We start from the raw sequence: 27,000 nt of genomic DNA, 5'->3' as shown, positions 1-27,000 counted from the left end.
CGCAAGTACCGGTATTTCCTGACATCGCGCGCAGGGTGTGACGATGTGATCAATGCGAAGAATATCGGGGTTCCCACTGTTTTCGGCGTCGGACGGCCTACGACGAGCGTCGGTACCGGTGTTCAAGACGAAAGTCGCAAGCAGGACTTTTCAGTCGAAAAGGCTCACTTCGGGGGTGATTTCGAGCAGTTCGAACACCGGACGGCCGCGCCGTCCGTCGATCGTCGTCGTGCGCACGACGCGCAGCCGGGCGGTCACCGGGCGGTCGAGGTTCTCCTTGATCTGGTCGAGCAGGTCCGGCGCCACCGCGCCCTGGATGGTCCCGCCCGACTCGCGGTCGAGGTAGAAGATGCGCCGCCGGGTGCGGACGCCGTCGAGCCGCCCGCGCACCGTCTCGTAGCCGACCGCCTCGCGGGACTCGCGGAGGCTGCCCTGGAGGATGCGGGCCTGCTCGGTCGTCATGCTGCGGGTGACCTGCTCGCCCGCGGTCGGGGTCAGCGCCATCCCGATGCCGGCGTTCTTCGCGACGGCGTTGACGATGTCGCTCACCGCGTTGCGGACGGTGTCGCGCTGGAGCAGCACGGCGTCGAGCGCGCCGTCGTCCGAGCCGTTCGCCGGCAGGAAGTCGCACAGTTCCTTGACGGCGCGCTCGGAAAGCGTCTCGATGCCGTCGAGGATGAGCGCGTCGTCCGGCGCGGGCTCGGGGAAGCCGAAGAAGATCGCGTTGCCCGCCTGGCCGCGCTGGATCAGCGGCGCCTTGTCGCGGTCGGCCTGCTGGACCTGGGTGACCTCGCCGGACGGGTTCCGGATGATGTGCCCGATCTTCGCGGTCGCGTCCTGCAGCGCCCGGCTGATGTCGGAGAAGGTGTAGGCGTCGATGCTCTGCTCGCCGATGACCGAGACGTGCAGCAGCGGCGAGCGGGACGTCCGCTCGAACTTGGCGTTGGCCGCCATCGCCGAGGCGCGCGCGAGGTCGTCGAGCCACGTGCCGCCGGGGATTTCGTCGGCGATGCGCCGGAACTCGTTCCTCACCAGATCATCTCCGGGTAGCCCCTGCCGCCTTCGGCCCAGACCTCGGCCCAGGTGTCCTCGTCGCCGGGGCGGCACAGGAAGCCGTCCAGCATGCCGCCGACCGGCTGCACCTGGTCGAGGTACATCGCGGGCTGCCCGACGATCACGCCGCGCAGCGTGAGCAGGCCGTACAGCGCCGACCGGCCGGCGTCGTCGAGCCGCTTGAGCGCGCCCCACTCGTCCGGGATCAGGACGACGTCGAGGCCGCGCGGCGGGTGCGCGGTGCGCGTGATCAGCTCGCCGCCGATCCAGGCGCGGCCGGACGGCATGATCCGGCGGGCCACGCCGAGGTAGCTGTTGAGCGCGCTGAAGAGGATCTCGCGCTCGTTCTGGTGCGGCGCGTCGAAGACCAGGCGCTCGTAGACGTCGGCGAGGTCGCACGCGTGGCGGCCCGGCGGCAGGACCTGCTGCGCCGTCCAATGGGGGAGCGTCACGCCACTCCCTCCTCAGCCTCGCTCACAGTGCGTAGCCGAATTTACCAGGATGGGTGTCAGCCACCGCGCCCAGGCTGCTGCGGCCACTGAGGAGCGGCGTCTTCGCTCTCGGGCCAGGCCGGTTCCTCTTCGGTCGGCCAGTCCTCGGCCTCGGCCCCGCGCTGCGGCGGCAGCGGCAGGTGCCCCTCGCGGTGCCCGGCGGGCTCGGGCTCGTCGTCGGCTTCGCCGGGCTCCTTGGGCGGCCCCTGCGCCCAGGCGGCGGGGATGAACTGCGTCTGCTCGGCGGCGAGCGGCTCGTCGTACCGCGGCTCGGGTTCGGGCTCGTACCGGGCTTCTTCGGCGGGTTCGGCGGGCTTCGCGCTCCGCAGGACGAGCCACGAGGTGAGCGCGCCGAGGGCGAAGGCGACGATCAGCCACAGCCAGATCTGCCCGAACAGCCACAACATCGGCACCACCCCTTCAGATGACCGTGATTTCGACCCGCCGGTCCGCTTCGCCGCCGCTGGCCGGCCGGGTGTCGCCGAGGCCCCGGTAGGTCACGCGCTTGGTCGTGAGGCCGTTGGTGGTGAGGATCCGTGCGACGGCCCGCGCGCGGTCCCGGGACAGCTTCAGCGCGGCGCTCTCGCCGCCGGGCCCGCGGGCGACGTGGCCGGTGACGCGGTACCGGAAGGTCTCCGGCGACTTGGCGAGCGCGACGGCGATCCCGCGGGCGGCCTGTTCCCCTTCGGGCGTGAGCTTCGCGGTGTCCGGCACGAAGGTCACGGGCGCCTCGGCGAGCATCCGATCGATCTCGGCCTGCACCCCGGCCTTGTCGGTCGGCGGCGGCGCGGTCGTGGTCGTGGTGGGCGGCGGGCTGCTGCTGGTGGTGGTGCTGCTTGGCGGTGGGGCTTCGGTCGTGCTCGGGGCCATGGGGACGACGTCGCCTTCGAACTTGGCGGCGCGGACGCCGTCGACGCCCTGGACGACTTCGAGGGCGCGCAGGGCCTGGCCGGGCGGGAACCCGGTGAGGGTGGCGTCCCGCCCGTCGAAGCTGACGTTCCCGGCGGGCAACCCGGCGGCGGCGAGCGCGGCTTGCGTCCGCGCGCTCAGGTCACGTTGGAGGCTCCCGGCTTGTGCCCAGGTCGCGACGCCCGCGAGCAGCGCCGTGACGAGCACCGCGATCGGGACCAGGAGGATCCAGCGACGCCGACCGGACATAAAGGGACTGTAAGCCGGGCGGGACGGGTTGGCGAGTCGGCCGGGGCGGTCCGTCCCCAAGTTGTCCCCAGGTAAGTCGACATGTGGACAACTTGGGGGTTTGTGATCGGGTGGGCACTTTCTGTCGGAGGTCGTGACTCCGGCAAAGTCGCGCCGGGTGAGTCCGCGGTGTCTTGAATGAGTCATTCAGGACCTCCGACGACCTGAATGACTCATTCAAGACATCAGCGAAGCCATGAAGGTGCCCCTCACGGGGGAGTCGACGACCCCTTCAGCTGGCCTGCTGGGCGTTGTCCGGCACCTCGAGCACCTCCAGCGGAGCCAACGGCGTCACCGGAGCCAACGGCGCCAGCTGCGGCCGCTTCGGCGACAGCCCGTCCCCCATCGACTCGCCCCGCAGCTGACGGCGGATCCACGGGAGCAGGTGCACCTTCGTCCACGTCAGGTCCGACCGCCGCGAGTCGATCCAGCGGCTCGGCACCGCCTCCACCGGCCACGGTTCGCGCCAGTCGCCCTCGACCGGGATGCCCAGGACCTCCGCCGACTTCAACGCGATGCGGCGGTGGGCGTCCGGGGAGAAGTGGAGGCGGTCGTCGCTCCAGGCTCGGCGGTCGTGGAGGGGGGTCATGGCCCACAGGTCGACCATGCGGGCGCCGTGGCGCTCGGCGATGGCCCACAGGTGGGTGTTGTAGATCGCGACCTTGCCGCGCAGCACCGACATCACCGAGAGGACCTTCGTGTCCGGGCCGTTGAACATCAGCACCGGGATGCCCGCCTCGCGCAGCTTGGCGACGCCTTCCTCCAGGCGCTCCGCCACCGCGTCCACGTCCGCGCCGGGCACGATGATGTCGTTGCCGCCGGCGCAGAGGGTGACCAGGTCGGGCTTCAGCTCCAGGGCGATCGGGAGCTGCTCGTCCATGATCTCGTCGAGCATCTTGCCCCGCAGCGACAGGTTCGCGTACCGGAAGTCGGGCCTGCCCGCCGCCAGGATCTCCGCGAGGCGGTCGGCCCAGCCCCGGAACGAGCCGTCCGGGAGGGCGTCGTTGAGGCCCTCGGTGAAGCTGTCTCCTATGGCTACATAGCTGTCGATTCCGTACACGTTGGGTCCCCTTCCCCATCCTGCGACCGACTCCCCGACATGTAGTTGTACACCACAACTAATAATCGGGGTCCTACCCCCGTGCAACCCCGGCTGTTCAGCCCGGGGTAACAGTGTCTTATCTTGTCGGCCTTCTCCGCTCCTCTATTACGCAGTCTTCACCTTCGGCATGCCGTGAAACAGCACACTCGGAGCTAAACCGGGCACCCGATGTGGCGAAGATCTCCCTGCTTGGAGCGTCCCGGGCGGTTTCCGGCAGGCTGGACACGTGTCCGGAGAACCCCGTGAGTCGCTCGCGCAGATCCTCGGCGGCCGCCGGGGCGCGCTCGACGCCAGCGTCCCGCCCGCCGGTTTCGTCGTCGGCTGGCTCGTGGCCGGGCAGTCCGTCGCCTGGGGTGCCGGGGCCGCCATCGCGGTCGCCCTCGTGCTCGGGGTCTACCGGGTGGCCGGGGGTGGCAAGGTCCGCGCGCTCGTGGTCAGCCTCGCCGCCGTCGTCGCGGCCGCGCTGATCGCCCTGCACACCGGGCGCGCGCAGGACTTCTTCCTGCTGCAGCTGATGTCCAATGTGGCCAGCGCCCTGCTGTGGGCGGCCAGCGTCGTGGTCCGGTGGCCGCTGCTCGGCGTCGTCGTCGGGCTGCTGCTCGGGCAGAAGGCGCGCTGGCGCCGGGACGCGGTGCTGCTCAAGGCGTACTCGCGGGCCAGCTGGGTGTGGGTGCTGCAGTACGTGCTGCGCGTGGTCGTCTACGGCCTGCTGTGGTGGGCCGGCCAGGTCATCGCGCTCGGCGTGGCCCGTACGGTGCTGTCGTGGCCGCTCGTGGCGCTGACCGTCGCGGTCAGCGGCTGGGTGCTCTACCGCGCGCTGCCGCCGGAACACCCCGGCCTGCGCCTGGCGCCGGAGCCGGGCTCGGACGACGTACCCAGGACATAAGGCGGCCCCCGGCGAGGGGGGAGGGTCCGGGGGCCACTGCCTACGGTACCCGGACTACCCGGGTTCAGTCGACGTTTTCGCGCTTTCGCGCCGCGTTTTGCTCAATCTCCCCGTGACGTGGGTCTCGGCACACCCTCGCCGAACGCGTCCACCGCGGCCAGCCAGGCCGCCCCGAGTACGCCATCGGAGCTGGTCAGCACCTCGAGGCCGGACAATCCACGGCGGACGAGCGCGCCGACCGGGCTGTCTCCGGTGAGCACCGAGCCGACGAGCACGACCGGAGTCGACTCGCCGGGCTCGCGCGCGGCGAGGGCGTTCGCGACGAGCAGCTCGGCCGCACGGGCGACGATCTCCCGCGCCGCGGGCTCGCCGGCGTCGTGCGCCGCGCTCACCAACGGCGCGAAGCGGGCGAGCCGCACCGGCGCCTCGGCGTTGGCGGTGGTGATGAGCGCGCGGGACGCGGCGAGCCGGTCCGCGTCGGTCCGGACGTCCACACCGGACGGTCCGAGCGCGGCGCCGAGCACCGCCGACGGCAGTCCGTCCAGCGGCAGGCCGCGCCCGAGTGCCTCCAAAGTGGAACGGACGGCTTCGCGGCCGAGCCAGAACGCCGAGCCTTCGTCGCCGAGCAGCCAGCCGTAGCCGCCCGCGGTGCCGGCGAGGCGCCGCTTGCGGATGCGGCCGGCGATCGAGCCGGTGCCGGCGACGAGGACCGTCCCGTCCGGAGCCGAAGTCGCCGACGCGTACGCCACTTCGGCGTCGGCGACGGTCCGGACCACGCACGTGAGCCCGATCCGCGCCCACGCCGCGTCGAACACCGCCGCCACCGCCGGATCGCTCAGCTTGCTGACCCCGGCCATGCCGACGACGCACGCGCGCACGCCGCCGGGGTCGCGGCCGCCGAGCGCCGCGGTGATCGCGCCGGCGATCCGGCCCGCGGCGACTTCCGGCGCGTGCGCGTTGGGGTTGGCGCCTTCGCCGCGCCCGGTGCCGAGCACGACGCCGGCGGCGTCGACCAGTGCGGCCCTGGTCGACGTGCCGCCGGCGTCGACGCCGATCGCGGAGGTCACCGGGTCTTGGTCACCTTGAGCAGGCCGCGCGGGCTGTCCGGGTCGCCGCCGCGGGCCAGCGACAGGCCGAGCGCGATCCGCTGGATCGGCAGGATCTCCAGGATCGGCGCCAGCTCCTCGACGGTCTGCGGGACGTCGATGCGCAGCGCCGCGGGGGTGTCCGCGGACGCCGAACCGACCGCGACGACGTCCGCGCCGCGCTTGCCGACGGCGTCGATGACGTCGCGCATCGCCTCCGCGCCGTGCCCGGCGCTGGTCACCGCCAGCACCGCGGTCTGGTCGTCGACCGCGGCGACCGGGCCGTGCAGCAGGTCCGCGCCGCTGTACGCACGCGCCGCGAGGTAGCTCGTCTCGGCGAGCTTGAGCGACGCCTCCAGCGCGGTCGCGTAGGAGTAGCCGCGCGCGGCGGTCAGCACGCGGTTCACGAACCGGTACCGGTCGACCGCCCGCTGGACGCCCTCGGTGGCGCCGTCGAGGGTCTGCTGCGCCAGCTCGCCGATCTTCTCGGCGTCGGCCGCCTTGCCGCCGCGCACCGCGTCGATCAGCAGGTAGAGCGCCATCAGCGTCGCGGAGTACGTCTTGGTCGCCGCGACCGCCTGCTCGACGCCGGCGCCGATGTCGACGCCGAGCTCGGACGCCGCCCGCAGCGGCGAGTCCGGGGTGTTGGTGACGGAAACGGTCAGCGCGCCCTGGCGCCGCGCCGTTTCGGTGACCTCGATCAGGTCAGGCGAGCCACCGCTTTGGCTGACGGTGACGAACAGCACGTCCCGCAGATCGGGCCGCGCGCCGTACAGGGTCGCCGTGGACGGGGAAACCAGACCGGCCGGCAGGCCGAGGAGTACCTCGATCAGGTACTTCGCGTACAACGCTGCGTGGTCGCTCGATCCACGCGCGGCGAGCAAAGCGAAGCGCGGGGGCCGTTGTGAGATCTTTTCCGCCACTTCGGCGATTTCCGCCTGACGCTGTACCAGTCCCGCCAAGACCTCCGGCTGCTGGGCGATCTCCGCGGCCATGTGCTCGCCGGGCCGTTGTTGGGTCATCATTTTCCTCTCCACCTCCGGCATTATGTACCGGACTCAGGCGGCGTCGGTCAGGTCTAGACCAATGTTAGTGGGGCGGCCCGTCGGTGGAAAAGGGTACGTTTCTTACGGGGACGTGGCGTGCGATGAGGGAAGGCATAGGGAGTCGGGCATGTTGGAGACCACCACCACGGGCGAGGCGGGCACCGTCGCCGGGATGCGCGGGCAGCGCGAGCCCAAATATTGGGCACTGAAACAGCACCTCCTCGACCTCCTGGACGTCCTCCCGCCCGGGTCGCCGATCCCGACCGAACGCGCGCTCGCCGGGGAGTTCACGGTCTCCCGCACCACCGTGCGGCAGGCGCTGGCCGACCTGACCGCCGAGGGCCGCCTGCACCGGGTGCAGGGGAAAGGCACCTTCGCGGCCGAGCCGAAGCTCGCGCAGCGGCTGCAGTTGTCGTCCTACACCGAGGACATGCGCAAGCAGGGCCTGAAGCCGTCGTCGAAGCTCCTGGAAGTCGAGGAGCTGCCGGTCGAGGGTGACCTCGCGAAGCTCCTCGGAATCCGCACGGGTGCGAAAATCCTTCGCCTTCGACGCCTTCGACTCGCGGACTCCCAGCCGATGGCGCTGGAGACGACCCACCTCCCGCTCGGCCGCTTCCGCGGGCTGCGCAAGCACGTCTCGCAGGGCGGCTCGTTGTACGCCGTTCTACGCGAGCACTACGGGGTCGAGCTCGAGCGCGCCGAAGAGACGATCGAGACTTCGCTCGCCGGACCGCAGGAAGCGGAGATGCTCGGCGCCGACGTCGGCATGCCGGTGCTAATGCTGACCCGGCACTCGTTCGCCACGGACGGCAAGCCGGTCGAGTTCGCCCGCTCGGTCTACCGCGGCGACCGCTACAAGTTCGTCACGACGCTGCTGCCGTAGGGACCGGTTGACGGGGATCTCCGGGCGCGGTGGAGTTGAGCACGTGACTGCCACCGAAGACACCGGGATCCGGTGGGGGACGCACGCCGCGCGCGGCGTCCTCGCCACCACCATCCTCGGGTCGGGCATGGCGATGCTCGACGGCACCATCGTCAACGTCGCCCTGCCCCGCATCGGCGCGGAGCTGAACGCCTCCGTCGCCGGGCTCCAATGGATCCTCGACGGGTACATGCTGGCGCTCGCCGCGCTCATCCTCGTCGCCGGTTCGCTCGGCGACCGCTACGGGCGGCGCCGCACGTACCTCGTCGGCGTCGTCTGGTTCGGCGTCGCCTCGGGGCTGTGCGCGGCGGCGCAGTCCACGGAGATGCTCGTCGCGACCCGGATCCTGCAGGGCATCGGCGGCGCGCTGCTGACGCCCGGGTCGCTCGCGATCCTCCAGTCGTCCTTCGCGCACGACGCCCGCGCCCGCGCGATCGGCGCGTGGTCCGGGCTCGGCGGCATCGCGGCCGCCGCCGGTCCGCTGCTCGGCGGGTTCCTCGTGCAGGTGTGGTCGTGGCGGCTGGCGTTCCTGATCAACGTTCCGATCGCCGTCGCCGTGGTCCTGATGGCGCGGAAGTTCGTCCCCGAATCGCGCGACCCGGAGGCCACCGGCCACCCCGACTTCGGCGCCGCCGCGCTCGGCGCCGTCGGCCTCGCCGGGGTCACCGGCGCGCTGGTGGAGGCGCCGGGCCGCGGTATCGGCGACCCGGTCGTCCTGGTCGCGGGCCTGCTCGGGATCGCCGGGCTGGCCGCGTTCGTCGCCGTCCAGCACCGCTCGGCCGAGCCGCTCGTGCCGCCGTCGCTGTTCCGCGACCGGACGTTCACGCTCTCGAACGCGCTGACGTTCGTCGTCTACGCGGCGCTCGGCGGGGTGATGATGCTGCTGGTCATGCAGCTGCAGGTGTCGCTGGGCTACTCGCCGACGCTGGCCGGGCTGGCGGGACTGCCGCTGACGGTCGTCATGCTGCTGCTTTCGGGGCGCTCCGGCGCGCTCGCGCAGCGCATCGGGCCGCGGACGCAGCTGGTCGTCGGCCCGATCGTCGTCGGCATCGGGATGCTGCTGATGCTGCGCATCGCGCCCGGCGCGTCCTACCTCGGCGCGGTTCTGCCCGCGGTCGTGGTGTTCGGGCTCGGCCTGGCGACGGTCGTCGCCCCGGTGACCGCGACGGTGCTCGCCGCGGCCCCGGACCGCTTCGCCGGCGTCGCCTCCGGCGTCAACAACGCGATCGCGCGCTCGGGCGGCCTGCTGGCGGTGGCGGTGCTGCCCGCGGCGGCCGGGCTGACCGGCGAGGCGTACGCGGACCCGGTCGCGCTGACCGCGGGCTGGCGGACGGCGCTGGTCATCTGCGCCGCGCTGGCCATCGCGGGCGGGCTGATCGCGCTGGGCATCCACAACGGCGTCCTCGAGCCGCCGTCGAAGCCCAAGCCCGACGACGAGTGCCCCCACCTGGGCGAGTGCTACCACTGCGGCGTCGAGGGCCCGCCGACGCACGTCCGCGGCGGCGGGACCCCGGTCGCCGGCTCCTAGCACCTCGGAGCGCCCCAATGTGGCGTTCGGTGCGTCCAGCGCACCCAATGTGGCGTTCGGTGCGTCTGACGCAACCAACGCCACATTGGGGCGCTTGGGGCGAGGGTCAGCCCGCGAGGATCTCGGCGAACATCGCCGGGTCGGCGTTGCCGCCGGAGACCAGCGCGACCGTCTTGCCGGCCGGCAGCTCCTCGGCGTGGAAGAGGTACGCCGCCGTCGTCACCGCGCCGCTGGGCTCGGCGACCAACCGGGCTTGACGGGCCAGGACGCGGACGGCCTCGCGGATCTCGTCCTCGGTGACCGTGACCATCGCGTCGACGACCTCCCGCAGGTGCGCGAAGGTCAGTTCGGACGGCTGCGAGCGCAGGCCGTCGGCGATCGTGCGGGCGCGGTCGGCCTGCGGCCAGCGGACCAGCTCGCCGCGCCGGAGGCTGTCGGCGGCGTCCGCGGCCAGCGCCGGCTCGACGCCGATCACGCGCGCCCGCGGGCAGCGGGCCTTGATCGCGGTGCCGACGCCGGCGGCCAGCCCGCCGCCGCTGATCGGGACGAGGACGACGTCGACCTCCGGCAGCTCCTCGGCGATCTCCAGGCCCGCGGTGCCCTGCCCGGCGATGATGGCCGCGTCGTCGAAGGGCGGGACGAGGGTCAGGCCGCGTTCGGCCGCCAGTTCACGCGCTTTCGCCTCGTGCTCGCCGATCGGCACCTCGATCACCTCGGCGCCGTACGCGCGGGTGGCCTCCACCTTGATCCGCGGCGCGACGTCCGGCACGACGATCACCGCGGGCACGCCGTACCGCTGCGCCGCGTACGCGACCGCCTGCGCGTGGTTGCCGCTCGAGTACGCGATGACACCGCGTTCGCGCGCCGCGTCGTCGAGGGAGCCGATCGCGTTGAACGCGCCGCGCACCTTGAACGCGCCGATCGGTTGCAGGCTTTCGGGTTTGAGCCACAGGGTGCCGCGGGGATCCCACGTCTGGAGCAGCAGGGGCGTGCGCACGGCGACACCTTCGACGCGCTTCGCGGCGGCCTCGATGTCGGAGATCGTCACCAGTTCCATGTGCCGAGTATGTCAAGAAATCGTTCGGTTGGGAGTGTCTATTGTGGACAGACAGAGTGGTCCTCCTCACGCCGTGGCAACGCGGGGAGTTCCTGGCGCGCCTTAACCGTTGGACCAGGGGAGAAGACGGACTACCGGATCGGGATCATGACGAAGGAGAACGCGGCGGCTTCCGAAGGAAAGACGGAGGAGAAGTCGGGCCTGCGCATCGCGCAGGTCGCGGCGGCGGCGCTCGCGGCGGTGACCGCGGCGCTGCTCGGTTCGACGCTCGGCGTGGCGGGCACGGTCGTCGGCGCCGGCGTGGCGAGCGTGGTGTCGACGGTCGGCGGCGAGCTGTACTTGCGCTCACTGCAACGCACGCGGGAAGCGGCGCTCAAGGCGCGGATGCTGGCGACGTCGGGGATCCGGCGGCGCGGCGCCGTCGTGCCGGGGGAAATCCCGATCGCCGAACAACCCACGGTGCAGTTGGAGAAGCCGCCCGAGGAGGGGCCCTCGCGGCTGCGGAAACTGCGCTGGCCGTTGATCATCGGCACCAGCGTGGCGGCGTTCGCGGTGGCGATCCTGGCGATCGTCGGCTTCGAGTCGGCGACGGGCACCCAGATCGGCGGCGGCACGGGCAAGAGCATCGGCAAGATCCTCGGCGGCGGCTCGGGCCACACCGACCCCACGCCGTCGACGACACCCACCACCGGCACGGACGACACCCAGGTGTCCCCGACGGAAACGACCACGACCCCGCCGGGCACGTCGACGGCCCCGACGACCACGTCGGAAACGCCCACGACGACCCCGAGCACGTCGACGCAGCAGCCGTCGACCTCGGCCCCGGCCACGACCGCGCCCCCGACCAGCCAGGGCGCGGCCACCACCCCGACCCCGTAAAGCCGTGAAGGCCTCCTTACCGGCTCTAATGGCCGGTAAGGAGGCCTTCACGGCTTTCAGCCGGGTATGCGGGCGCGGAGGGCTCGGGCGGCCGCCGCCGGGTCCTCGGCCTCGGTGATCGCGCGGACGACGACGATCCGGGACGCGCCGGCGTCCAGCACCGCGGGCAGACGGTCGCCGTCGATGCCGCCGATCGCGAACCACGGGCGGTCGGGTGCCGCCGAAGCGACCGCGCGCACCAGGTCGAGGCCCGGGGCGTGGCGGCCCGGCTTGGTCGGCGTCGGCCAGCACGGGCCGGTGCAGAAGTAGTCCGCGCCCGGCTCCGAAGCCGCGGCGAGGGCCTGGTCGACCGAATGCGTCGAACGGCCGATCACGACGTCGTCGCCGAGGATGCGGCGGGCCAGCGGGACCGGGATGTCGTCCTGGCCCAGGTGGAGCACGTCCGCGCCGACCGCGAGCGCCACGTCGGCGCGGTCGTTCACCGACAGCAGCGCCCCGTGGCGCGCGCACGCCTCGGCCAGCACCTCCAGCGCCGCGATCTCGCCGGCGGCTTCCAACGCGCCGGTCTTGTCGCGCAGCTGGATGACGTCGACGCCGCCGGCCAGCGCCGCGTCGGCGAAGTCGGCGAGGTCGCCGCGGGAAGTGCGGGCGTCCGTGCAGAGGTACAGGCGCGCGGAGTCGAGGCGGGCGCGGATCTTGTCACCGGAGAGGGCGGGCATAGCGGCGACGGTACCCGGCGAGCTAGGGTGGAGGGGTCCGCACGGGAGCCCGAGGCACGGGCTGAGAGGGAGCTGCCGCTCCGACCGTGGAACCTGATCCGGGTCATGCCGGCGCAGGGAGCGTGATTCCATGACGAACCTGGCAGTGGTGGGCGGCGGCGTGATCGGCCTGTCCGCGGCGTGGTGCGCCGCGAAGGCGGGCCACGACGTCACCGTCCACGATCCCGAGCCCGCCCGCGGCGGCGCGTCCTGGCTGGCCGGGGGCATGCTCGCCCCGGTCACCGAGGCCTGGCCCGGCGAAGAAGACGTGCTCAGCCTCGGCGAAGCGTCGCTGAAGCGCTGGCCCGGCTTCGCGAGCGACCTCGCGCAGGAAGGCGTCGCCCCAGGCCTCGCCGCGCACGGGACGCTCGTCGTCGCGTTCGACAGCGCCGACGCCGGGCACCTCGACATCCTGGCCGGCTACCTGCACTCCATCGGCCGGGCGGCCGAACGCCTCACCGGCCGGGAGACCAAGCGGCTCGAACCCGGCGCCGGGTCCGTCCGAAGTGGACTCCACGTGCCCGGCGACCTGGCCGTGGACAACCGGAAACTGCTCGACGCGCTGTACGCCGCGTGCGTCAACCACGACGTCCGGTTCGTGCGCGAGCGCGTCGAAACGCCGCCGGACGCCGAAGCCGTCGTGCTCGCCGCGGGGGCCTGGACCGGGCGGCTGCACCCGCAGCTCGCCGGGGCCGTCCGGCCGCTCAAGGGCGAGATCCTGCGGCTGAAACCCCGCCGCGGCTGCCTGCCGCCGCCCACGCGCACCGTGCGGGCCGTCGTCGAGGGACGGCCGATCTACCTCGTCCCGCGCGGAGACCAGGAGCTCGTCCTCGGCGCCACGCAGTACGAGGCCGGTTTCGACCGGGCCGTCACCGCGCGCGGCGTGCGCGAGCTGCTCGAAGGCGCCGAACGCGTCTTCCCCGCGATCACCGAGTACGAGCTGGTCGAGACCGCCGCCGGCCTGCGGGCCGCGAGCCGGGACGTGCTGCCCTACATCGGCGTCCTGGACGACGGCGTCTTCGCCGCGACCGGCCACCACCGCAACGGCCTGCTGATGGCCCCCGTGACCGCGGCCGCTGTCGTCGCCTGGCTCGAGGGCGAACCGCCGCCCGAAGGCGTCGAAGCGGCCTCGCCCGCCCGGCTGCACCAGAAGGAGCACGTGTGATGGAGATCAAGCTCAACGGCGAGTGGACCGAGTTCCCGGACGACGCGACCGTCGCCGACGTCCTCGAGCACACCGGCGGGCCGCGGCCGGGGATCGCCGTCGCGGTCGACGGCGTCGTCGTCCGCCGCGCCGACTGGGCGGCCACCCCCGTGCCCAAGGGCGCGGGCGTCGACGTGCTCACTGCGGTCCAGGGAGGCTGAAGTGGACGAAGAACCGCTGGTCATCGGCACCACCAAGCTGACGTCCCGGCTGATCATCGGCACCGGCGGCGCGGCCAACCTCGTCGTGCTCGAACGCGCGCTGGTCGCCTCCGGCACGGAGCTGACCACCGTCGCCATGCGCCGCGCCGACGCCGAAGGCGGCTCCGGTGTCCTCGAGCTGCTGAAGCGGCTCGGGATCGAGCTGCTGCCGAACACCGCGGGCTGCCGCACGGCCGCCGAAGCCGTGCTCACCGCGCAACTGGCCCGGGAAGCGCTGGAAACCGACCTGATCAAGCTCGAGGTGCACGCCGACGACCGGACGCTGCTGCCGGACCCGATCGAAACCCTCGACGCGGCCGAACGGCTGGCCGCCGACGGGTTCACCGTGTTCGCCTACACGAACGACGACCCGGTGCTCGCGCTGCGCCTGGAGGAGGCGGGCTGCGCCGCGGTGATGCCGCTGGGCGCGCCGATCGGCACCGGCCTCGGCATCCGGAATCCGCACAACATCGAACTGATCGTTTCGCGGGCGGGCGTCCCGGTGATCCTGGACGCCGGAATCGGCACGGCGTCCGACGCGACGCTGGCGATGGAGCTCGGCTGCGACGCCGTCCTGCTGTCCACCGCCGTCACCCGTGCGGCCGATCCGGAGCGGATGGCGTCGGCGATGCGCTCGGCCGTCGTGGCCGGTCACCTGGCTCGCGGCGCCGGCCGGGTGCCGCAGCGCTTCTGGGCGAAGGCGTCGAGTCCACCCCGGTGAACCGGAGTGCCTTCACGCCGAACGCGCACCTCGAACCCGTAAGGTGGACGGCACTTTCCGGCGCACCGGCGGCGGGGCAGGGCAGAAGGAGCCAGCCGTGACGAGCACATCGGTCCAGGACGTCTCGGGCAGGTTGTACCTGGCCGTCGGCAGGCTGTCCCGGTCATTGCGCCAGGCCGGCGTGCCGGGCCCGGGCCACGGCGCCATCTCGGCGCTGGCGACGCTGGTGAACTCCGGCCAGCTCCGCCTCGGCGACCTCGCGGCCAAGGAGGGCGTCGCCGCGGCGACGATGTCGCGGATCATCGCGTCCCTGGTCGAGGCGGGCTACGTCAGCCGCGAGTCCGACCCGGTCGACCGCCGGGCCTGGCTGGCGAAGGCGACCGAGGAGGGCGAGCGGCTCGTCTCCGGCGTCCGGTCCACCCGCGTGCAGGAGCTGAACCGCCGCCTCGACCGGCTCACACCCGAACACCGCGAAGCCCTGACGGCGGCCATCCCGGCGCTCGAGGCCCTGATCGCGGACGACTGAGCTAGTCCGCGAGGCGGCGCGTGATCCGGTCGAACAGCTCCGTCAGCGGCTCGCCGACGTCCCGGCCGAACTCGGTCAGCCCGTAGGTGACCTGAGGCGGCGTCGTGGGCTCGACCCGCCGCCAGACCAGGCCGTCCGCCACCAGCGCGCGCAGCGACTGCGCGAGCATCTTCTCGCTGATGCCCTGGATGCTTTCCCGCAGCTCGAAGAACCTGAGGTCGCTGCGCCGCAAGCAGATCAGCACCCAGATGCCCCACCGGCTGGTGACGTGGTCGACGACGTCCCGTGCGGCGCAGTCGGTGTGAAACACCTCATAGCGGGCCTCGGTACCGGTCGGGGTGAGCTGCGAGCCTCCGGTCATGTCATGAGCTTACCGAAAGGTATGTACTTACCAGGAGTAAGCCCAAGCTCCTACCGTCCCGATCACCAGGGAAAACGGACGAAGGAGCAGTTCATGATCGTGGTGACCGGGGCGACCGGGAACATCGGCAGGCCGCTGACGCGGGCGCTGGCCGAGGCGGGGCAGCGGGTGACGGCGGTGTCGCGGCACGCGGCGGCGCTGCCGGACGGCGTCGAGCACGTGGTCGCGGACCTGGCCGAACCAGCTGGCCTCGAGCCCGTGCTGGCCGGGGCGAAGGCGTTGTTCCTGCTGCTGTCCGGCGACCTGCACGCCGCCGGGGCGAATCCCGCCGACGTCGTCGAGCGGGCCGCGCGCGCCGGGGTCGGCCGGATCGTCCTGCTGTCCACGCTCGGCGTGGTGACCAGGCCGTTCGGTACGACGCGGGTCGCGATGCGCGAGCTGGAAGACGCCGTGCGGGAGTCCGGCGTCGACTGGGCGCTCCTGCGGCCGGGTGGCTTCGCGTCCAACGCGCTGTGGTGGGCCGAAAGCGTCCGCACTCGGCGGGTCGTCGAAGCGCCCTTCGGCGACACCGGGGTGCCGGTCATCGACCCGGCGGACATCGCCGAAGTCGCCGCGGCCTGCCTGGTGGACGAGGTGCACACCGGCGGCGTCTACGAGCTGACCGGACCGGCGGTGGTCACGCCCCGGGAGCAGGCGGCGGCCATCGCCGCCGCGCTGGGCTCGCCGGTGCGGTTCCACGAGCAGACCCGCGAGGAGGCCAAGGCGGGCATGACGCGGAGCATGCCCGGCGAGCTGGCCGACGACACCCTGGACATCCTCGGCTCGCCGAGCCCGGCCGAGGTGCGCGTCAGCCCCGACGTCGAGCGGGTCCTCGGCCGCGCCCCGCGCAGCTTCGCCGACTGGGCCGCCCGCAACGTCGCCGCGTTCCGCTAAGCGGCTTTCTGCCGCAGCTCGGCCAGCTCCGCGCGCAGGGCGCGGAGCTCGTCGAGGATCTCCTGGTTCGCGGCCGCCTGGGTTTCGGCCTGCTTCGCCTCTTCCTCGCGGATGTCCTGGCGCAGCTCGTCCTCCATGCCGCTGACCACGACGGCGATGAAGAGGTTCAGCACCGCGAAGCTGGACACCAGGATGTAGACGACGAAGAAGATCCAGGCCAGCGGCGCCTGTTCCATGATCGTCTTGGCGATGTCCGGCCAGGCCTCGCCGGTCATCACCTGGAACAGGGTGAACAGCGACGTGCCGAGGTCGCCGAAGTCGCCCGGGTCGATGGCGCCGAACAGCTTCGTCGCCATCACCCCGGCCACGAAGATGATCAGCGCGAGCAGCGCGGCGATCGAGGCCATGCCGGGGATCGCGGCGAGCAGCCCGGAGACGACCTTCCGCATCGACGGCACCACCGAGATCAGCCGCAGCACCCGCAGCACGCGCAGCGACCGCAGCACGGCGAACGGCCCGGTCGCCGGGATCACCGCGATCCCGACCACCAGCAGGTCGAAGATGTTCCAGCTGTCGCGGAAGAAGCGGCCGCGGTAGGCGTAGAACTTCGCCAGCAGCTCGGCGACGAAGATGCCCAGCGCGATGTGGTCGAGCGCGTGCAGGAGGCCGGCGTACCCGGCCATGATCGACGTCGAGGTCTCCATGCCGAGCGTGACCGCGTTGAACACGATCACGGCGATGATGAAGTTCTGGAAGCGACGGTCTTCGAGGACCTTCGCCGCCCGCTCGCGTCCGGTCAAGGCCGCCCCTCGCTTGCTTCAAGGATCAGTAAACGCAGGGATGGTAACCGGGCGGGTTCTCAGCGTTGCTCGGGTGCCAGCCGCCAGAAGGCCGAGACCGGGCCGACCTTCGCGCCCATCGGGTAGGCGTGCTCGACCGCGTGGGAGACGAACCACTTGCCGTAGCGGGCCGCCTCGACCACCGACATGCCCTTCGCGAGGCCGGCGGTGAGCGCCGACGCCATCGTGTCGCCCGCGCCGTGCGTGTGCGGCGTCGAGTAGCGCTTGCCCGGCAGCTCCACGAACGTCGAGCCGTCGAACAGCAGGTCCACGCACTCCGGGTCGGACTGCAGGTGGCCGCTCTTGACCAGGACGTACCGCGGGCCCATCCGGTGCAGCACCACGGCCGCGGTGTGCATGCCTTCGCGGTCGGTCACCGTCATCCCGGTCAGCAGCCGGACCTCGTCGAGGTTCGGGGTGAGCACCGTCGCGCGTGGCAGCAGCTCGTCGCGCAGCGCGTGCAGGCCCGCCTCGTCGAACAGCGGGTGGCCGTGCATCGACGCCGCGACCGGGTCGACGACGAACGGGATCCCGGCGTCCCGGCCGATCCCCGCCTCGTCGCACGCGGCCGCGACCGCGTGGATGATCTCCGCCGACGCCAGCATGCCCGTCTTGGCCGCGCCGACGCCCATGTCCGCGGCCACGGCCTCGATCTGCCCCGCGACGATGTGCGGCGGCAGGTCGGCGCGGTCGTGCACGCCCAGGGTGTTCTGGACGGTGACGGCGGTGACCGCGACCAGGCTGTGCACGCCGCAGGTCAGGAACGTGCGCAGGTCCGCCTGCAGCCCGGCGGCGCCGCCGGAGTCCGACCCGGCGATGGTCAAAGCGGTCGGCAGGCTCGTGGTCATGGTGGTTTCCCGACTTCTGGTCTAGGCCAATCAGCCTCTTTTGCTTCATCACCAGTCAACCACGGTGGGACATTGTGAACGTTACTCACGTTCGAAGGAGCCTGGATGAAGCTCTTCTCGGTGGCGGTCCTCACGGCGGCGCTCGTGCTCTCCGGGGCGACGGCCGCGAACGCGGACAGCCCGAAGCTCTCCCACGTCACGACGGTCGGCGTGCACAACACCTACGACCCGGCGGCCTACGGCTACCTGGCCCAGGCGCTCGACGCCGGCTCGTCGCTCATCGAGCTGGACGTCTGGCCGGACTTCTTCACCCACGAGTGGAAGGTCAGCCACTCGAACCCGCTGGGGAACAACAACAACTGCGTCGCGGCGACCTCGGCGGCGCAGCTCTACAGCGGCGGCAAGAACAAGAACCTCGAGTACTGCCTCGACGACATCCGGATCTGGCTCGCGGCCCACCCCGGGCACACGCCGATCACGCTCAAGCTCGAAATGAAGACCGGCTTCTCGGACAACACCGGCATGGGCCCGGACGAGCTGGACGCCACGTTCCGCGCGCACCTGGGCAGCGTCGCGTTCCGCCCGGCCGAGCTGCTCGGCGGCTACGGCACGCTCGACGACGCGGCCAAGGCGGACAACTGGCCGTCGGTGGACGCGCTGCGGGGCCGGGTGCTCACCGAGATCATCCCGGGCACGGTCGAGGAGGGGAACCCGACGGACACGCTGCACACGGACGTCGAGTACGCGCGGTACCTGGTGGGCCTCAAGAAGGCCGGCAAGCTCGGCGACGCGAACATCTTCCCGACGGTGCACGGCGCGGCCGGCGGTGACCCGCGGGACAAGTACACCGCCGACCTCAAGCCGTGGTTCGTGGTGTTCGACGGCGACGCGAACACGTGGGTGACGCAGACCGGGCCGTGGTGGTACGACGCCAACCACTACTACGTGGTGATGACCGACGCGCAGAACGTCGCGCCGGCCATCGACGCCCACAGCCCGACGGTCGACCAGGCCAACCAGCGCGTCGCCGACCTGGCGAAGCAGCACGCGTCGGTGGTCACCGCGGACTGGACCGGGCTCACGACGGTGCTGCCGCAGGTGGTCGCCCGGGGTTAGGGGAGCAGCACGAGCTTGCCGGACACACGCCCGGTTTCGCCCAGCTCGTGCGCTTCGGCGACGTCCTCGAGCGGGAACGTTCGCTCGACGCGGACCTTCAGCTGGCCGGCCTCGATCAGTTCGACGAGGCCGGTCAGCCCGCCGCGGTCGGGCTCGACGAGGATCCGCTCGGTCCGCACCTTCCGTTCGGCGGCCGCCTTTTCGACCCGGTCCGCGACGCCGCTGGGGACGCCGATCAGCAGGCCGCCTTCCTTGATCGCGGGGAGCCAGCGCAGGTCGCTCTCCTCGCCGACGAGTCCGAAGTAGACGTCCACATCGGACGTCGTGGCGGTCTCGTCGTGGTAGTCGATCGGTTCGTCGACACCGAGTTCGCGCAGCAGGTCGTGCTTGCCCGCGCTGGCCGTGCCGATGACGTGCGCGCCGCGCGCCTTGGCGATCTGCACGGCGAGGTGCCCGACCCCACCGGCGGCCGCGTCGACGAACACCCGCTGTCCGCTGTGGACACCCGCGACGTCGACCAGCCCCTGCCACGCGGTCAGCCCGGCGAGCGGGAGCGCGGCGGCCTCGGCGAACGACAGGCCGGCGGGCTTGCGCACGAAGTGCCGCGACGGCGCGGTGACGTACTCCGCGTAGGCGTTGCCCGGGCGCGGGAACCACGGCATGCCGAGCACCTCGTCGCCTTCGCGGACGCCGGTGGCCCCGAAACCGGCCTCTTCGACGACACCGGCGACGTCCCACCCGACGGTGAACGGCGGCTCGCCGAGGAACCCGCCGCCGGCCCGCACCTTCCAGTCGACGGGGTTGATCCCGGCGGCCTCCACCCGCACCAGGACCTCCGTGGGCCCGGGTGCCGGCCGCGGTGCCTCGGTGACGCGGAGCACCTCCGGCCCGCCGAGGACCTGCTGGGTCACGATGCGCATCACTTCACTCCTTCCGGTTCGGCTGTCTCGCCTATATTCGGAGCGTTGGTCACTTTTCGCCAGAAGGCACTTGGAAGTGGAGTAGGTACCTGATGGAAACCACCTGGGACGTGTACCTCCGCAACTGTCCCTGCCGCGACGTGCTCGACCTGCTGGCCAACAAGTGGACGGCGCTGGTGCTGGGCGCCCTGGCCCGCGGCCCCCACCGCTTCGGCGAACTGCGCCGAGCGGTCGACGGCATCAGCCAGAAGATGCTGACCCAGAACCTCCGCCAGCTGGAGCGCGACGGCTTCGTGACCCGCACGGTGTACCCGACGACACCCCCGACGGTGGAGTACGCGTTGACGGAGATGGGGGCCGAGGTGGGGGCGCACTTGATCGCGCTGAGCGCGTGGTCGCAGGCGAACTTCGACCGCATCCGCTCGGCGCGCGAGGAGTACGACGGCCGGGAGCTGCAGCCGGTTCGCTAAGCCTGCCGCGGCTGGTCGCGCTCGCCCAGGACGCGGGCGCGGTGGTCGAGGAGCGCCACACCTTCGTGGATGCTCGGTGGCGGTGTGCGGCCGGACTTTTCGCGGAGGACGAAGATCGCCTGGATGTTGAGCCCCTTGCCGACCAGCGCGTCGAACTCCTCCCGCAGCTCCTCGGGCAGGGCCTGCCACAGCTCGCGGTTCGTCACCGGCCCAGTTTGGCAGCGCCGGCTCCGCGGCTGCGCGCGATTTACCGGTCCAAGACCCAGAACGGCGAAACCGGGCCCACGCCCGCACCCAGCGAATAGGACTCCGCCACGCAGCGCTCGATGAACTTCTTCCCCGCCGCCACCGCGTCCGGCACCGAGGTGCCCTTCGCCAGCGATGCCGTGATCGCCGAGGCCAGGGTGTCGCCGCCGCCGTGGGTGTTCTCCGTGAGGTAGCGCGGGCCGGTCAGCTCGAGGTACTCGCGGCCGTCGGACAGGAGGTCGACGCAGTCCTCCGTGCCCGTCATGTGGCCGCCCTTGACCAGGACCCAGCGGGAGCCGAACTCCAGCAACGCGTCCGCCGCCGTGCGCTGGGAGGCCGGGTCCACCACGGAAACGCCGGTCAGGAGGCGGACTTCGTCGAGGTTCGGGGTGATCAGCGTCGCGCGGGGGAACAGCTCCGTGCGGATCGCCTCCAGCGCGTCCTCGCGCAGCAGGGCGTGCCCGGTCATCGACGCCGCCACCGGGTCGACGACCAGGGGGAAGTCCAGGCCGAGCTCGTCCAGGGTCTTCGCCACCGAACGGATGATCTCGGCCGTCGCGAGCATGCCCGTCTTGGCCGCGTCGACGCCCATGTCGGACGCCACCGCCTTGATCTGCGCGCAGACGACCTCGGCGGGGATCTCCGTGAAGCCTTGCACGCCAAGGGAATTCTGCACGGTGACCGCGGTCAGCGCTACCAGCCCGTGGACGCCGTTCGCGAAGAACGTGCGCAGATCGGCCTGGATGCCCGCACCACCGCCGGAGTCCGATCCGGCGATGGTGAGGGCGGTCCGAGGGGTCATTGCCCCACCACGGGCAGGTACACCTTGCCGCCGGACTCGGTGAACTCCGCCGACTTCGAGGCCATGCCGGCCTCGATGGCCTCCACTGTGGACAGACCGTGTTCCTCGGCGTACTTGCGGACGTCCTGCGTGATCCGCATCGAGCAGAACTTCGGCCCGCACATCGAGCAGAAGTGCGCGGTCTTGGCCGGCTCGGCGGGCAGCGTCTCGTCGTGGAACGAACGCGCGGTGTCCGGGTCGAGCGAGAGGTTGAACTGGTCGTTCCAGCGGAACTCGAAGCGCGCCTTCGACAGCTCGTCGTCCCACTCCTGCGCGTACTTGTGGCCCTTGGCCAGGTCCGCGGCGTGCGCGGCGATCTTGTACGTGATCACGCCGGTCTTGACGTCGTCGCGGTTCGGCAGGCCCAGGTGCTCCTTCGGCGTGACGTAGCACAGCATCGCCGTGCCGTACCAGCCGATCTGGGCCGCGCCGATGGCCGACGTGATGTGGTCGTACGCCGGCGCGATGTCCGTCGCGAGTGGACCGAGGGTGTAGAACGGCGCCTCGCCGCAGAGCTTTTCCTCCAGCTCCACGTTCTCCTTGATCTTGTGCATCGGCACGTGGCCGGGGCCCTCGATCATCACCTGGACGTCGTGCGAGCGCGCGATGTGCGTCAGCTCGCCCAGGGTTTCCAGCTCGGCGAACTGCGCGCGGTCGTTGGCGTCGGCGATCGAGCCCGGGCGCAGGCCGTCGCCGAGGGAGAACGTGACGTCGTACTGCCGGAGGATCTCGCAGAGCTCCTCGAAGTGCGTGTACAAAAAGGACTCTTGGTGGTGCGCAAGGCACCACGCCGCCATGATCGACCCGCCGCGGCTGACGATGCCGGTGACCCGCCGCGCGGTCAGCGGGATGTAGCGCAGCAGCACGCCGGCGTGCACCGTGACGTAGTCGACGCCCTGCTCGCACTGCTCGATGATCGTGTCGCGGTAGATCTCCCACGACAGCTTTTCCGGCTCCCCGTCGACCTTTTCGAGTGCCTGGTAGATCGGCACGGTGCCGACCGGCACCGGCGAGTTGCGGATGATCCACTCCCGCGTCTCGTGGATCCGCTTGCCGGTGGAGAGGTCCATGATCGTGTCGGCGCCCCAGCGGGTCGCCCAGACCATCTTGTCGACCTCTTCCTCGACCGACGACCAGACGGCCGAGTTGCCCATGTTGGCGTTGATCTTCACGAGGAAGTTCTTGCCGATGATCATCGGCTCGGACTCGGGGTGCTTGCGGTTGACCGGGATCACCGCGCGCCCGCGGGCCACCTCGTCGCGCACGAACTCGGGCGAAACCCGTTCACGCGCGGCGATGTACTCCATTTCGCGGGTGATGACGCCCTGTTTGGCCCAGCCGAGCTGGGTGTTGTGCTCCCGGCCGTCGGCCCAGCCCGCCCGCAGCCGGTGCAGTCCACTGTGGACGTCGATGGACGCGTCGGGGTCGGTGTACGGGCCCGAAGTGTCGTAGACGTCGAAGTGTTCGCCGTTCGAAAGGTCGATCCGGCGCGCGGGAACCCGCAACCCGGATTCCGTCTGGTGGTAGACCTTGTGCGAGCCCGTGATCGGACCGGTCGTTACGGAGACGTCCTTGTTCTCCAGCGTCGTCAACGACTTTCACTCCCTACGCCGGCATTACCCGGTCAGGTTCATGCGGTCGGTGACGCCTGCGAAACGCAAGTCACCCTCTCAGCCCGCCATGGCGCGAGCTCCCGCGTTGGTGTTGTGCCACCGACCATGCCACGCCGGAGCGCGATACTCAAGTCACCCGGCCAACTCGGCCGGAGTGGCGTAGACGTCGACCATGGCTCCGTTGCGCAGCACGGTGATCGGCAGTGCGGTGCCGATCACTTCCGCGAACAGCTGGCGCTGGATGCCCTGGGCGTCCGAGACGCGGGTGCGCCCGACGGTCAGCACGAGGTCGCCGGCGCGCAGCCCGGCCCGGTCGGCGGGCCCGCCGGAGACGACTTCGCGCACCCGCAGCCCGGCCTGCTGCCCGGTGCGCTCGGCGACGTCGTCCGGCAGTGGCGCGGGCACCCCGACGACGCCGAGGTACGCGCGCCGGACCCGGCCTTCGACGACGAGCGTGTCGATGATCCGGCGGGTGGTCGCGTTGATCGGCACCGCGAGCCCGAGCCCGACGCCGGCGACGGCGGTGTTGACGCCGACGACCCGGCCGGCGGAGTCGGCGAGCGCGCCGCCGGAGTTGCCGGGGTTGAGGGCGGCGTCGGTCTGGATGACGTCCTCGATCACCCGCCCGGCCCGGCCGTGGCGCACGGGAAGCGCCCGGCCGAGCGCGCTGACGACGCCGGCGGTGACGGTGCCGGAGAACCCGAGCGGGCTCCCGATGGCCACGACGAGCTGCCCGACGACGAGCCGGTCGGCGTCGCCCAGGACAGCGGCCGACGGCGTCTCGCCACGCGCCCGCAGCACGGCGAGGTCCGACAGCGGATCGGCGCCGACGACGTCGAAGTCCACCTCGCTGCCGTCGGCGAAGGTCGCGACGCCGTGCCGGTGGTCGGCGACGACGTGGGCGTTGGTGAGCAGGTGCCCGTCGTCGGCGAAGACGACGGCCGACCCGCTGCCGCGCGCGAGCTGGACCCCGGCGACGTGCGGGGCGACGGTCTTCGCGACCGTGCTGACCGCGCGCGAGTAGGCGTCCATCGCTTCGTCCATGCGCACCTCGATTACACCGTTGCAGGTAATACAAGTGTGCGCCGGGAAGGGCTCGAAGTCCGTTCGCTGTCCGTGAACCGGTTCACCGGACCAGTGACGGTCAGTGGTTCACCGGATCGGACCATGCGCCGGTGAAGGATCGGCGGCAGACTCCCAAGTCGCTTCTGTAACGGTGCAGAAGCGATCTTCTGTGGGGTTGATATGCGAAAACTCATGTTCGGCGCCCTCGCCGGGCTGCTGGTCACCGGCCTGATCCCGGCGACCGCGGTGGCCCAGGGAGCGGCTCCCGGCGCCCCGGGCGCCCATCCCAGCTGGCTGCCCGCGAACAAGACCGGCTTCGGGACCGCCCACGACCGGTCGTCCAACGTCTGGTTCACCCTCCAGGGCGGGCAGCTGTCCGAGGTCTACTACCCGGACCTGTCGACGCCGAGCGTCCGGTCGCTGAACTTCGTCGTCACCGACGGCCGCGGCTTCGCGACCCTCGACCACACCGCGAAGTCCCAGCAGGTCCGGCGCACCGACGACGACAGCCTGACCTACGAGCAGACCATCACCGACGACCAGCACCGCTGGCGGCTGCGCAAGACCTACGTCACCGACCCGGCCGCGACGACCGTGCTGGTGGACGTGGACTTCCAGTCGCTCACCGGGCGGCCGTACCAGCTCTACGCGGTCGCCGACCCGGACCTGACCAACGACGGCTCCGACGACTCGGCCGCGCGCCAGGGCGACGCGCTCACCGCGCAGGACGCCACGACCGCGGCCGCGCTCACCGCGAAGCCCGCGTTCACGAAGACGAGCGTCGGCTACGCGGGCGCGTCCGACGGGAACACGCAGCTCACCAAGACCTTCAAGCTGAGCACCTACGACACCGCGAACAAGGGCAACGTCCTGCTGACCGGGCAAACCGCGGCCGACGGCGTCCGGAACCGGCACGTCACCCTCGCGCTCGGCATGGGCGCGATGGCCGCCGACGCGCTCGGCAGCGCGCAGGCGTCGCAGCGACGCGGCGTCCGCGACATCACGCGCGCGTACGACCGCGGCTGGCAGCAGTACCTCCGCGGGGTGAGCAAGCCGCCGTCGTCGCTGAAGACCGACGCCGAGCGCGACCTTTACAAGGCGTCGATGCTGACCCTCGCCGCGAGCGAGGACAAGCACCACCCGGGCGCCTTCATCGCGTCGCCGAGCATGCCGTGGCGGTTCGGGAACAACGACCCGGAGTGGTCGCCGTCCGGCACCTACCACCTGGTCTGGCCGCGTGACCTCTACCAGATCGCGACCGGGCTGGCCGCCGGCGGCGACACCGGGGCCGCGAACCGCGCGGTGTCCTACATGTTCGGTACGCAGCAGCAGGCCGACGGGCACATGCCGCAGAACAGCCGCGTCGACGGCGTGCCGTACTGGACGTCGATCCAGCTCGACGAGACCGCGTTCCCGATCGTGCTGGCCCAGCAGCTCGGCCGCAACGACCTGTGGCCCGGCGTCCGGAAGGCCGCCGACTTCATCATCGGGTACGTCGGCCCGAACGGGCAGCCGGCGCCGTACACCCAGCAGGAGCGGTGGGAGGAGCAGGACGGCTGGTCCCCGTCGACCATCGCCTCGGTGATCGCCGGGCTGGTCTGCGCCGCGGACCTGGCTTCGCACAACGGCGCGCCGGCCGACGCCGCCCGCTACCTCGCCGCGGCGGACAAGTTCAAGGCCGACCTGCCGAAGCAGACGATCACCACGAACGGGCCGCTGTCGAAGGACCCGTACTTCGTCCGCCTCACGAAGGACGCCAACGCCAACAACGGGACGAAGTACAACCTCGGCAACTCGAGCGTCACGATGGACCAGCGCGCGGTCACCGACGCGGGCTTCCTCGACCTGGTCCGGCTCGGCATCTACCGGGCCGACGACCCGGTGATCCGCAACAGCGTGCGCGTCACCGACGCCGACATCGCGTTCACCACGCCGACCGGGCAGTTCTGGCACCGGTACACGAAGGACGGCTACGGCGAGCAGGCCGACGGGTCGCCGTGGGACTACACGTTCCCGGCCGAGAGCCGCACGACGTTCGGCAGGCTGTGGCCGCTGCTCGCCGGCGAACGCGGCGAGTACGAGCTGACGCTGGGCGACCCGGCGTCGGCCGCGCGGCGGCTGCGTGACCTCGGCCGGGTGAGCAGCTCGGCGGAGACCATGCCGGAGCAGGTGTGGGACGAGAACCCGCCGTCGGGGCAGACCGGCTTCCCGCCGGGCACGCCGAACAACTCGGCGACGCCGCTGGCCTGGACGCACGCCCAGTACGTCCGCCTGGCCTGGGACGTGCAGGCGGGCTCGGTCCTGGAAACGCCTCGGGCGGTCCGCTGCCACTACCTCGGCTGCTGAAAAGCCGTGAAGGCCTCCTTACCGGCTTTTATGACCGGTAAGGAGGCCTTCACGGACTTCGGGTCAGATGACGGCGCCGTCGTCCTCGGGGGTTTTCGGCGGGAGCCAGGAGTTGCCCGGGACGCCCCACTTGTTGTGCTTCAGCATCTTCTTCGCCGCGCGCGCGTGGCGGCCGACCAGGCGGTCGAGGTAGATGTACCCGTCCAGGTGGTCGGTCTCGTGCTGCAGGCAGCGCGCGAAGTACCCGGTGCCCTCGACCTCGATCGGGTTGCCCTCGACGTCGGAGCCGGTCACCTTCGCCCACTTCGCGCGGCCCGTCGGGTAGGACTCGCCGGGCGCCGAAAGGCAGCCCTCCCAGTCGTCGTCCGGGTCCGGCATGGTCTCCGGGATCTCCGACGTCTCGAGCTTCGGGTTGACGACGACGCCCTTGTGCCGCACGCCCTCGTCGTCCGGGCAGTCGTAGACGAACACCCGCAGGTCGAGGCCGATCTGGTTGGCCGCGAGGCCGACGCCCTCGGCGGCGTACATCGTCTCGAACATGTCGTCGACGAGGGTGCGCAGCTTCTCGTCGAACTCGGTGATCTCCCGAGTCGGCTGGTGCAGCACGGGTTCGCCGGCGATAACGATGGGGTGGATGGTCACGGCGAGCCAGTTTAGTCGGACCCTTCTGGTAGACCTGCATCAGACCGTGACGCGCCGGGGTCGATGCCCACGTCGGCGGCCGCTTCCGTGGTTGAATGGCGC

Annotated in this window: 30 protein-coding genes and 2 riboswitches; of the genes, 12 read left to right on the top strand and 18 right to left on the bottom strand. The window is 71.5% G+C overall.

Translation table 11 applies throughout. From position 1 onward, the window contains the following. Positions 1 to 150 precede the first annotated feature (150 nt). The 5 genes from EIY87_RS13760 to EIY87_RS13740 form a co-directional block, all read right to left on the bottom strand. Positions 151 to 1,032 carry a hypothetical protein gene (locus EIY87_RS13760; protein WP_125308089.1) on the bottom strand — a complete coding sequence of 294 codons (882 nt, stop codon included), beginning with the start codon at positions 1,030 to 1,032 and terminating at the stop codon, positions 151 to 153. After that, a complete protein-coding gene (locus EIY87_RS13755; RefSeq protein ID WP_125308088.1) occupies positions 1,029 to 1,505 on the bottom strand; it encodes a DUF6932 family protein in 477 nt (158 codons plus the stop codon). Before EIY87_RS13755 ends, EIY87_RS13760 begins: the two co-directional genes overlap by 4 nt. Positions 1,506 to 1,561: 56 nt before the next feature. Continuing rightward, a complete protein-coding gene (locus EIY87_RS13750) occupies positions 1,562 to 1,951 on the bottom strand; it encodes a hypothetical protein (RefSeq protein WP_125308087.1) in 390 nt (129 codons plus the stop codon). Positions 1,952 to 1,964: 13 nt separating this feature from the next. Continuing rightward, positions 1,965 to 2,702: an OmpA family protein gene (locus tag EIY87_RS13745; RefSeq protein ID WP_191984085.1), complete on the bottom strand. Its 738-nt coding sequence runs from the start codon at positions 2,700 to 2,702 to the stop codon at positions 1,965 to 1,967. Between the two features lie 271 nt (positions 2,703 to 2,973). Beyond that, positions 2,974 to 3,801 (bottom strand): SGNH/GDSL hydrolase family protein, encoded by an 828-nt coding sequence (locus tag EIY87_RS13740; protein WP_125308086.1) that lies wholly within the window; start codon positions 3,799 to 3,801, stop codon positions 2,974 to 2,976. Positions 3,802 to 4,069: 268 nt separating this feature from the next. Between EIY87_RS13740 and EIY87_RS13735 the strand changes: the two genes are divergently transcribed. Next, the gene (locus tag EIY87_RS13735; protein WP_125308085.1) at positions 4,070 to 4,729 is read left to right on the top strand and encodes a DUF3159 domain-containing protein; all 660 of its coding nucleotides are present in this window, start codon (positions 4,070 to 4,072) and stop codon (positions 4,727 to 4,729) included. A gap of 101 nt (positions 4,730 to 4,830) precedes the next feature. Here the strand turns inward: EIY87_RS13735 and EIY87_RS13730 are convergent, their stop codons facing one another. Next, positions 4,831 to 5,796: an N-acetylglucosamine kinase gene (locus EIY87_RS13730; RefSeq protein ID WP_125308084.1), complete on the bottom strand. Its 966-nt coding sequence runs from the start codon at positions 5,794 to 5,796 to the stop codon at positions 4,831 to 4,833. Beyond that, positions 5,793 to 6,839, bottom strand: coding sequence for an SIS domain-containing protein (locus tag EIY87_RS13725; protein ID WP_125308083.1), 1,047 nt, complete (start codon positions 6,837 to 6,839; stop codon positions 5,793 to 5,795). Before EIY87_RS13725 ends, EIY87_RS13730 begins: the two co-directional genes overlap by 4 nt. Positions 6,840 to 6,987: 148 nt before the next feature. Here EIY87_RS13725 and EIY87_RS13720 point away from each other — a divergent pair, with 148 nt between their 5' ends. Together EIY87_RS13720 and EIY87_RS13715 are read left to right on the top strand one after the other, a co-directional pair. Beyond that, positions 6,988 to 7,743 (top strand): GntR family transcriptional regulator, encoded by a 756-nt coding sequence (locus EIY87_RS13720; RefSeq protein WP_125308082.1) that lies wholly within the window; start codon positions 6,988 to 6,990, stop codon positions 7,741 to 7,743. A 43-nt stretch (positions 7,744 to 7,786) separates the two neighbouring features. Then, positions 7,787 to 9,310: an MFS transporter gene (locus tag EIY87_RS13715; protein ID WP_125308081.1), complete on the top strand. Its 1,524-nt coding sequence runs from the start codon at positions 7,787 to 7,789 to the stop codon at positions 9,308 to 9,310. Positions 9,311 to 9,416: 106 nt separating this feature from the next. On the opposite strand, the gene EIY87_RS13710 is transcribed toward EIY87_RS13715, so the two are convergent. Then, positions 9,417 to 10,367, bottom strand: coding sequence for a threonine ammonia-lyase (locus tag EIY87_RS13710; protein ID WP_125308080.1), 951 nt, complete (start codon positions 10,365 to 10,367; stop codon positions 9,417 to 9,419). A 147-nt stretch (positions 10,368 to 10,514) separates the two neighbouring features. Here EIY87_RS13710 and EIY87_RS13705 point away from each other — a divergent pair, with 147 nt between their 5' ends. Further along, positions 10,515 to 11,249, top strand: coding sequence for a hypothetical protein (locus EIY87_RS13705; RefSeq protein WP_125308079.1), 735 nt, complete (start codon positions 10,515 to 10,517; stop codon positions 11,247 to 11,249). 56 nt (positions 11,250 to 11,305) lie between these two features. On the opposite strand, the gene thiE is transcribed toward EIY87_RS13705, so the two are convergent. Next, a complete protein-coding gene (gene thiE / locus EIY87_RS13700; RefSeq protein ID WP_125308078.1) occupies positions 11,306 to 11,968 on the bottom strand; it encodes a thiamine phosphate synthase in 663 nt (220 codons plus the stop codon). Between the two features lie 31 nt (positions 11,969 to 11,999). Further along, positions 12,000 to 12,105: riboswitch (TPP riboswitch) on the top strand. Here thiE and thiO point away from each other — a divergent pair. The 4 genes from thiO to EIY87_RS13680 all read left to right on the top strand — a co-directional run bounded on the left by thiO (position 12,099) and on the right by EIY87_RS13680 (position 14,658). Further along, a complete protein-coding gene (gene thiO / locus EIY87_RS13695; RefSeq protein ID WP_125308077.1) occupies positions 12,099 to 13,172 on the top strand; it encodes a glycine oxidase ThiO in 1,074 nt (357 codons plus the stop codon). Its footprint overlaps the riboswitch before it by 7 nt. After that, on the top strand, positions 13,172 to 13,372 hold the full coding sequence (gene thiS / locus EIY87_RS13690; RefSeq protein WP_125308076.1) for a sulfur carrier protein ThiS: 201 nt from the start codon (positions 13,172 to 13,174) through the stop codon (positions 13,370 to 13,372). The genes thiO and thiS overlap by 1 nt, the downstream gene beginning before the upstream one ends. Position 13,373: 1 nt before the next feature. Continuing rightward, the gene (thiG, locus tag EIY87_RS13685; RefSeq protein WP_125308075.1) at positions 13,374 to 14,132 is read left to right on the top strand and encodes a thiazole synthase; all 759 of its coding nucleotides are present in this window, start codon (positions 13,374 to 13,376) and stop codon (positions 14,130 to 14,132) included. Positions 14,133 to 14,229: 97 nt separating this feature from the next. After that, positions 14,230 to 14,658 (top strand): MarR family winged helix-turn-helix transcriptional regulator, encoded by a 429-nt coding sequence (locus EIY87_RS13680; protein ID WP_125308074.1) that lies wholly within the window; start codon positions 14,230 to 14,232, stop codon positions 14,656 to 14,658. Between the two features lies 1 nt (position 14,659). Here EIY87_RS13680 and EIY87_RS13675 read toward each other — a convergent pair whose 3' ends face one another. After that, positions 14,660 to 15,019: a winged helix-turn-helix transcriptional regulator gene (locus EIY87_RS13675; RefSeq protein ID WP_125308073.1), complete on the bottom strand. Its 360-nt coding sequence runs from the start codon at positions 15,017 to 15,019 to the stop codon at positions 14,660 to 14,662. A 93-nt stretch (positions 15,020 to 15,112) separates the two neighbouring features. On the opposite strand from EIY87_RS13675, the gene EIY87_RS13670 reads away from it, so the two are divergent. Next, positions 15,113 to 15,952, top strand: coding sequence for an SDR family oxidoreductase (locus EIY87_RS13670; RefSeq protein WP_125308072.1), 840 nt, complete (start codon positions 15,113 to 15,115; stop codon positions 15,950 to 15,952). On the opposite strand, the gene EIY87_RS13665 is transcribed toward EIY87_RS13670, so the two are convergent. Together EIY87_RS13665 and thiD (EIY87_RS13660) are read right to left on the bottom strand one after the other, a co-directional pair. After that, positions 15,949 to 16,752 carry an ion transporter gene (locus EIY87_RS13665; RefSeq protein ID WP_125308071.1) on the bottom strand — a complete coding sequence of 268 codons (804 nt, stop codon included), beginning with the start codon at positions 16,750 to 16,752 and terminating at the stop codon, positions 15,949 to 15,951. The genes EIY87_RS13670 and EIY87_RS13665 overlap by 4 nt on opposite strands. 59 nt (positions 16,753 to 16,811) lie before the next feature. Continuing rightward, the gene (gene thiD / locus EIY87_RS13660; protein WP_125308070.1) at positions 16,812 to 17,639 is read right to left on the bottom strand and encodes a bifunctional hydroxymethylpyrimidine kinase/phosphomethylpyrimidine kinase; all 828 of its coding nucleotides are present in this window, start codon (positions 17,637 to 17,639) and stop codon (positions 16,812 to 16,814) included. 105 nt (positions 17,640 to 17,744) lie between these two features. Between thiD (EIY87_RS13660) and EIY87_RS13655 the strand changes: the two genes are divergently transcribed. After that, a complete protein-coding gene (locus EIY87_RS13655) occupies positions 17,745 to 18,755 on the top strand; it encodes a phosphatidylinositol-specific phospholipase C domain-containing protein (RefSeq protein ID WP_125308069.1) in 1,011 nt (336 codons plus the stop codon). Here the strand turns inward: EIY87_RS13655 and EIY87_RS13650 are convergent. Then, positions 18,752 to 19,675: an NADP-dependent oxidoreductase gene (locus tag EIY87_RS13650; RefSeq protein WP_125308068.1), complete on the bottom strand. Its 924-nt coding sequence runs from the start codon at positions 19,673 to 19,675 to the stop codon at positions 18,752 to 18,754. The genes EIY87_RS13655 and EIY87_RS13650 overlap by 4 nt on opposite strands. 92 nt (positions 19,676 to 19,767) lie before the next feature. On the opposite strand from EIY87_RS13650, the gene EIY87_RS13645 reads away from it, so the two are divergent. After that, positions 19,768 to 20,145, top strand: a complete 378-nt coding sequence (locus EIY87_RS13645) for a winged helix-turn-helix transcriptional regulator (RefSeq protein WP_191984084.1) — start codon at positions 19,768 to 19,770, stop codon at positions 20,143 to 20,145. On the opposite strand, the gene EIY87_RS13640 is transcribed toward EIY87_RS13645, so the two are convergent. From EIY87_RS13640 to EIY87_RS13625, 4 genes are all read right to left on the bottom strand, one after another. Beyond that, positions 20,142 to 20,351, bottom strand: a complete 210-nt coding sequence (locus EIY87_RS13640; protein WP_125308066.1) for a hypothetical protein — start codon at positions 20,349 to 20,351, stop codon at positions 20,142 to 20,144. The two genes, EIY87_RS13645 and EIY87_RS13640, sit on opposite strands and share 4 nt — an antisense overlap. A gap of 41 nt (positions 20,352 to 20,392) precedes the next feature. Next, complete coding sequence (gene thiD / locus EIY87_RS13635) at positions 20,393 to 21,193, bottom strand: bifunctional hydroxymethylpyrimidine kinase/phosphomethylpyrimidine kinase (protein ID WP_125308065.1); 801 nt, start codon at positions 21,191 to 21,193, stop codon at positions 20,393 to 20,395. Continuing rightward, positions 21,190 to 22,824 carry a phosphomethylpyrimidine synthase ThiC gene (gene thiC / locus EIY87_RS13630; RefSeq protein ID WP_125308064.1) on the bottom strand — a complete coding sequence of 545 codons (1,635 nt, stop codon included), beginning with the start codon at positions 22,822 to 22,824 and terminating at the stop codon, positions 21,190 to 21,192. The genes thiD (EIY87_RS13635) and thiC overlap by 4 nt, the downstream gene beginning before the upstream one ends. Then, a riboswitch (TPP riboswitch) is annotated at positions 22,818 to 22,939 on the bottom strand. (Overlaps the previous gene by 7 nt.) 38 nt (positions 22,940 to 22,977) lie before the next feature. Continuing rightward, complete coding sequence (locus EIY87_RS13625) at positions 22,978 to 23,889, bottom strand: S1C family serine protease (RefSeq protein ID WP_125308063.1); 912 nt, start codon at positions 23,887 to 23,889, stop codon at positions 22,978 to 22,980. A gap of 201 nt (positions 23,890 to 24,090) precedes the next feature. Here EIY87_RS13625 and EIY87_RS13620 point away from each other — a divergent pair, with 201 nt between their 5' ends. Next, the gene (locus tag EIY87_RS13620; RefSeq protein ID WP_125308062.1) at positions 24,091 to 26,256 is read left to right on the top strand and encodes a glycoside hydrolase family 15 protein; all 2,166 of its coding nucleotides are present in this window, start codon (positions 24,091 to 24,093) and stop codon (positions 26,254 to 26,256) included. Between the two features lie 63 nt (positions 26,257 to 26,319). Here EIY87_RS13620 and EIY87_RS13615 read toward each other — a convergent pair whose 3' ends face one another. Next, positions 26,320 to 26,898 (bottom strand): peptide deformylase, encoded by a 579-nt coding sequence (locus EIY87_RS13615; RefSeq protein WP_125308061.1) that lies wholly within the window; start codon positions 26,896 to 26,898, stop codon positions 26,320 to 26,322. Positions 26,899 to 27,000: the final 102 nt, after the last annotated feature.

Origin of the sequence: Amycolatopsis eburnea, from assembly GCF_003937945.1 — a bacterium.
Taxonomy (GTDB): Bacteria; Actinomycetota; Actinomycetes; order Mycobacteriales; family Pseudonocardiaceae; genus Amycolatopsis; species Amycolatopsis eburnea.
Note: the sequence above shows the minus strand (reverse complement) of the source record. Positions and strands in the feature narration are given on the sequence as shown.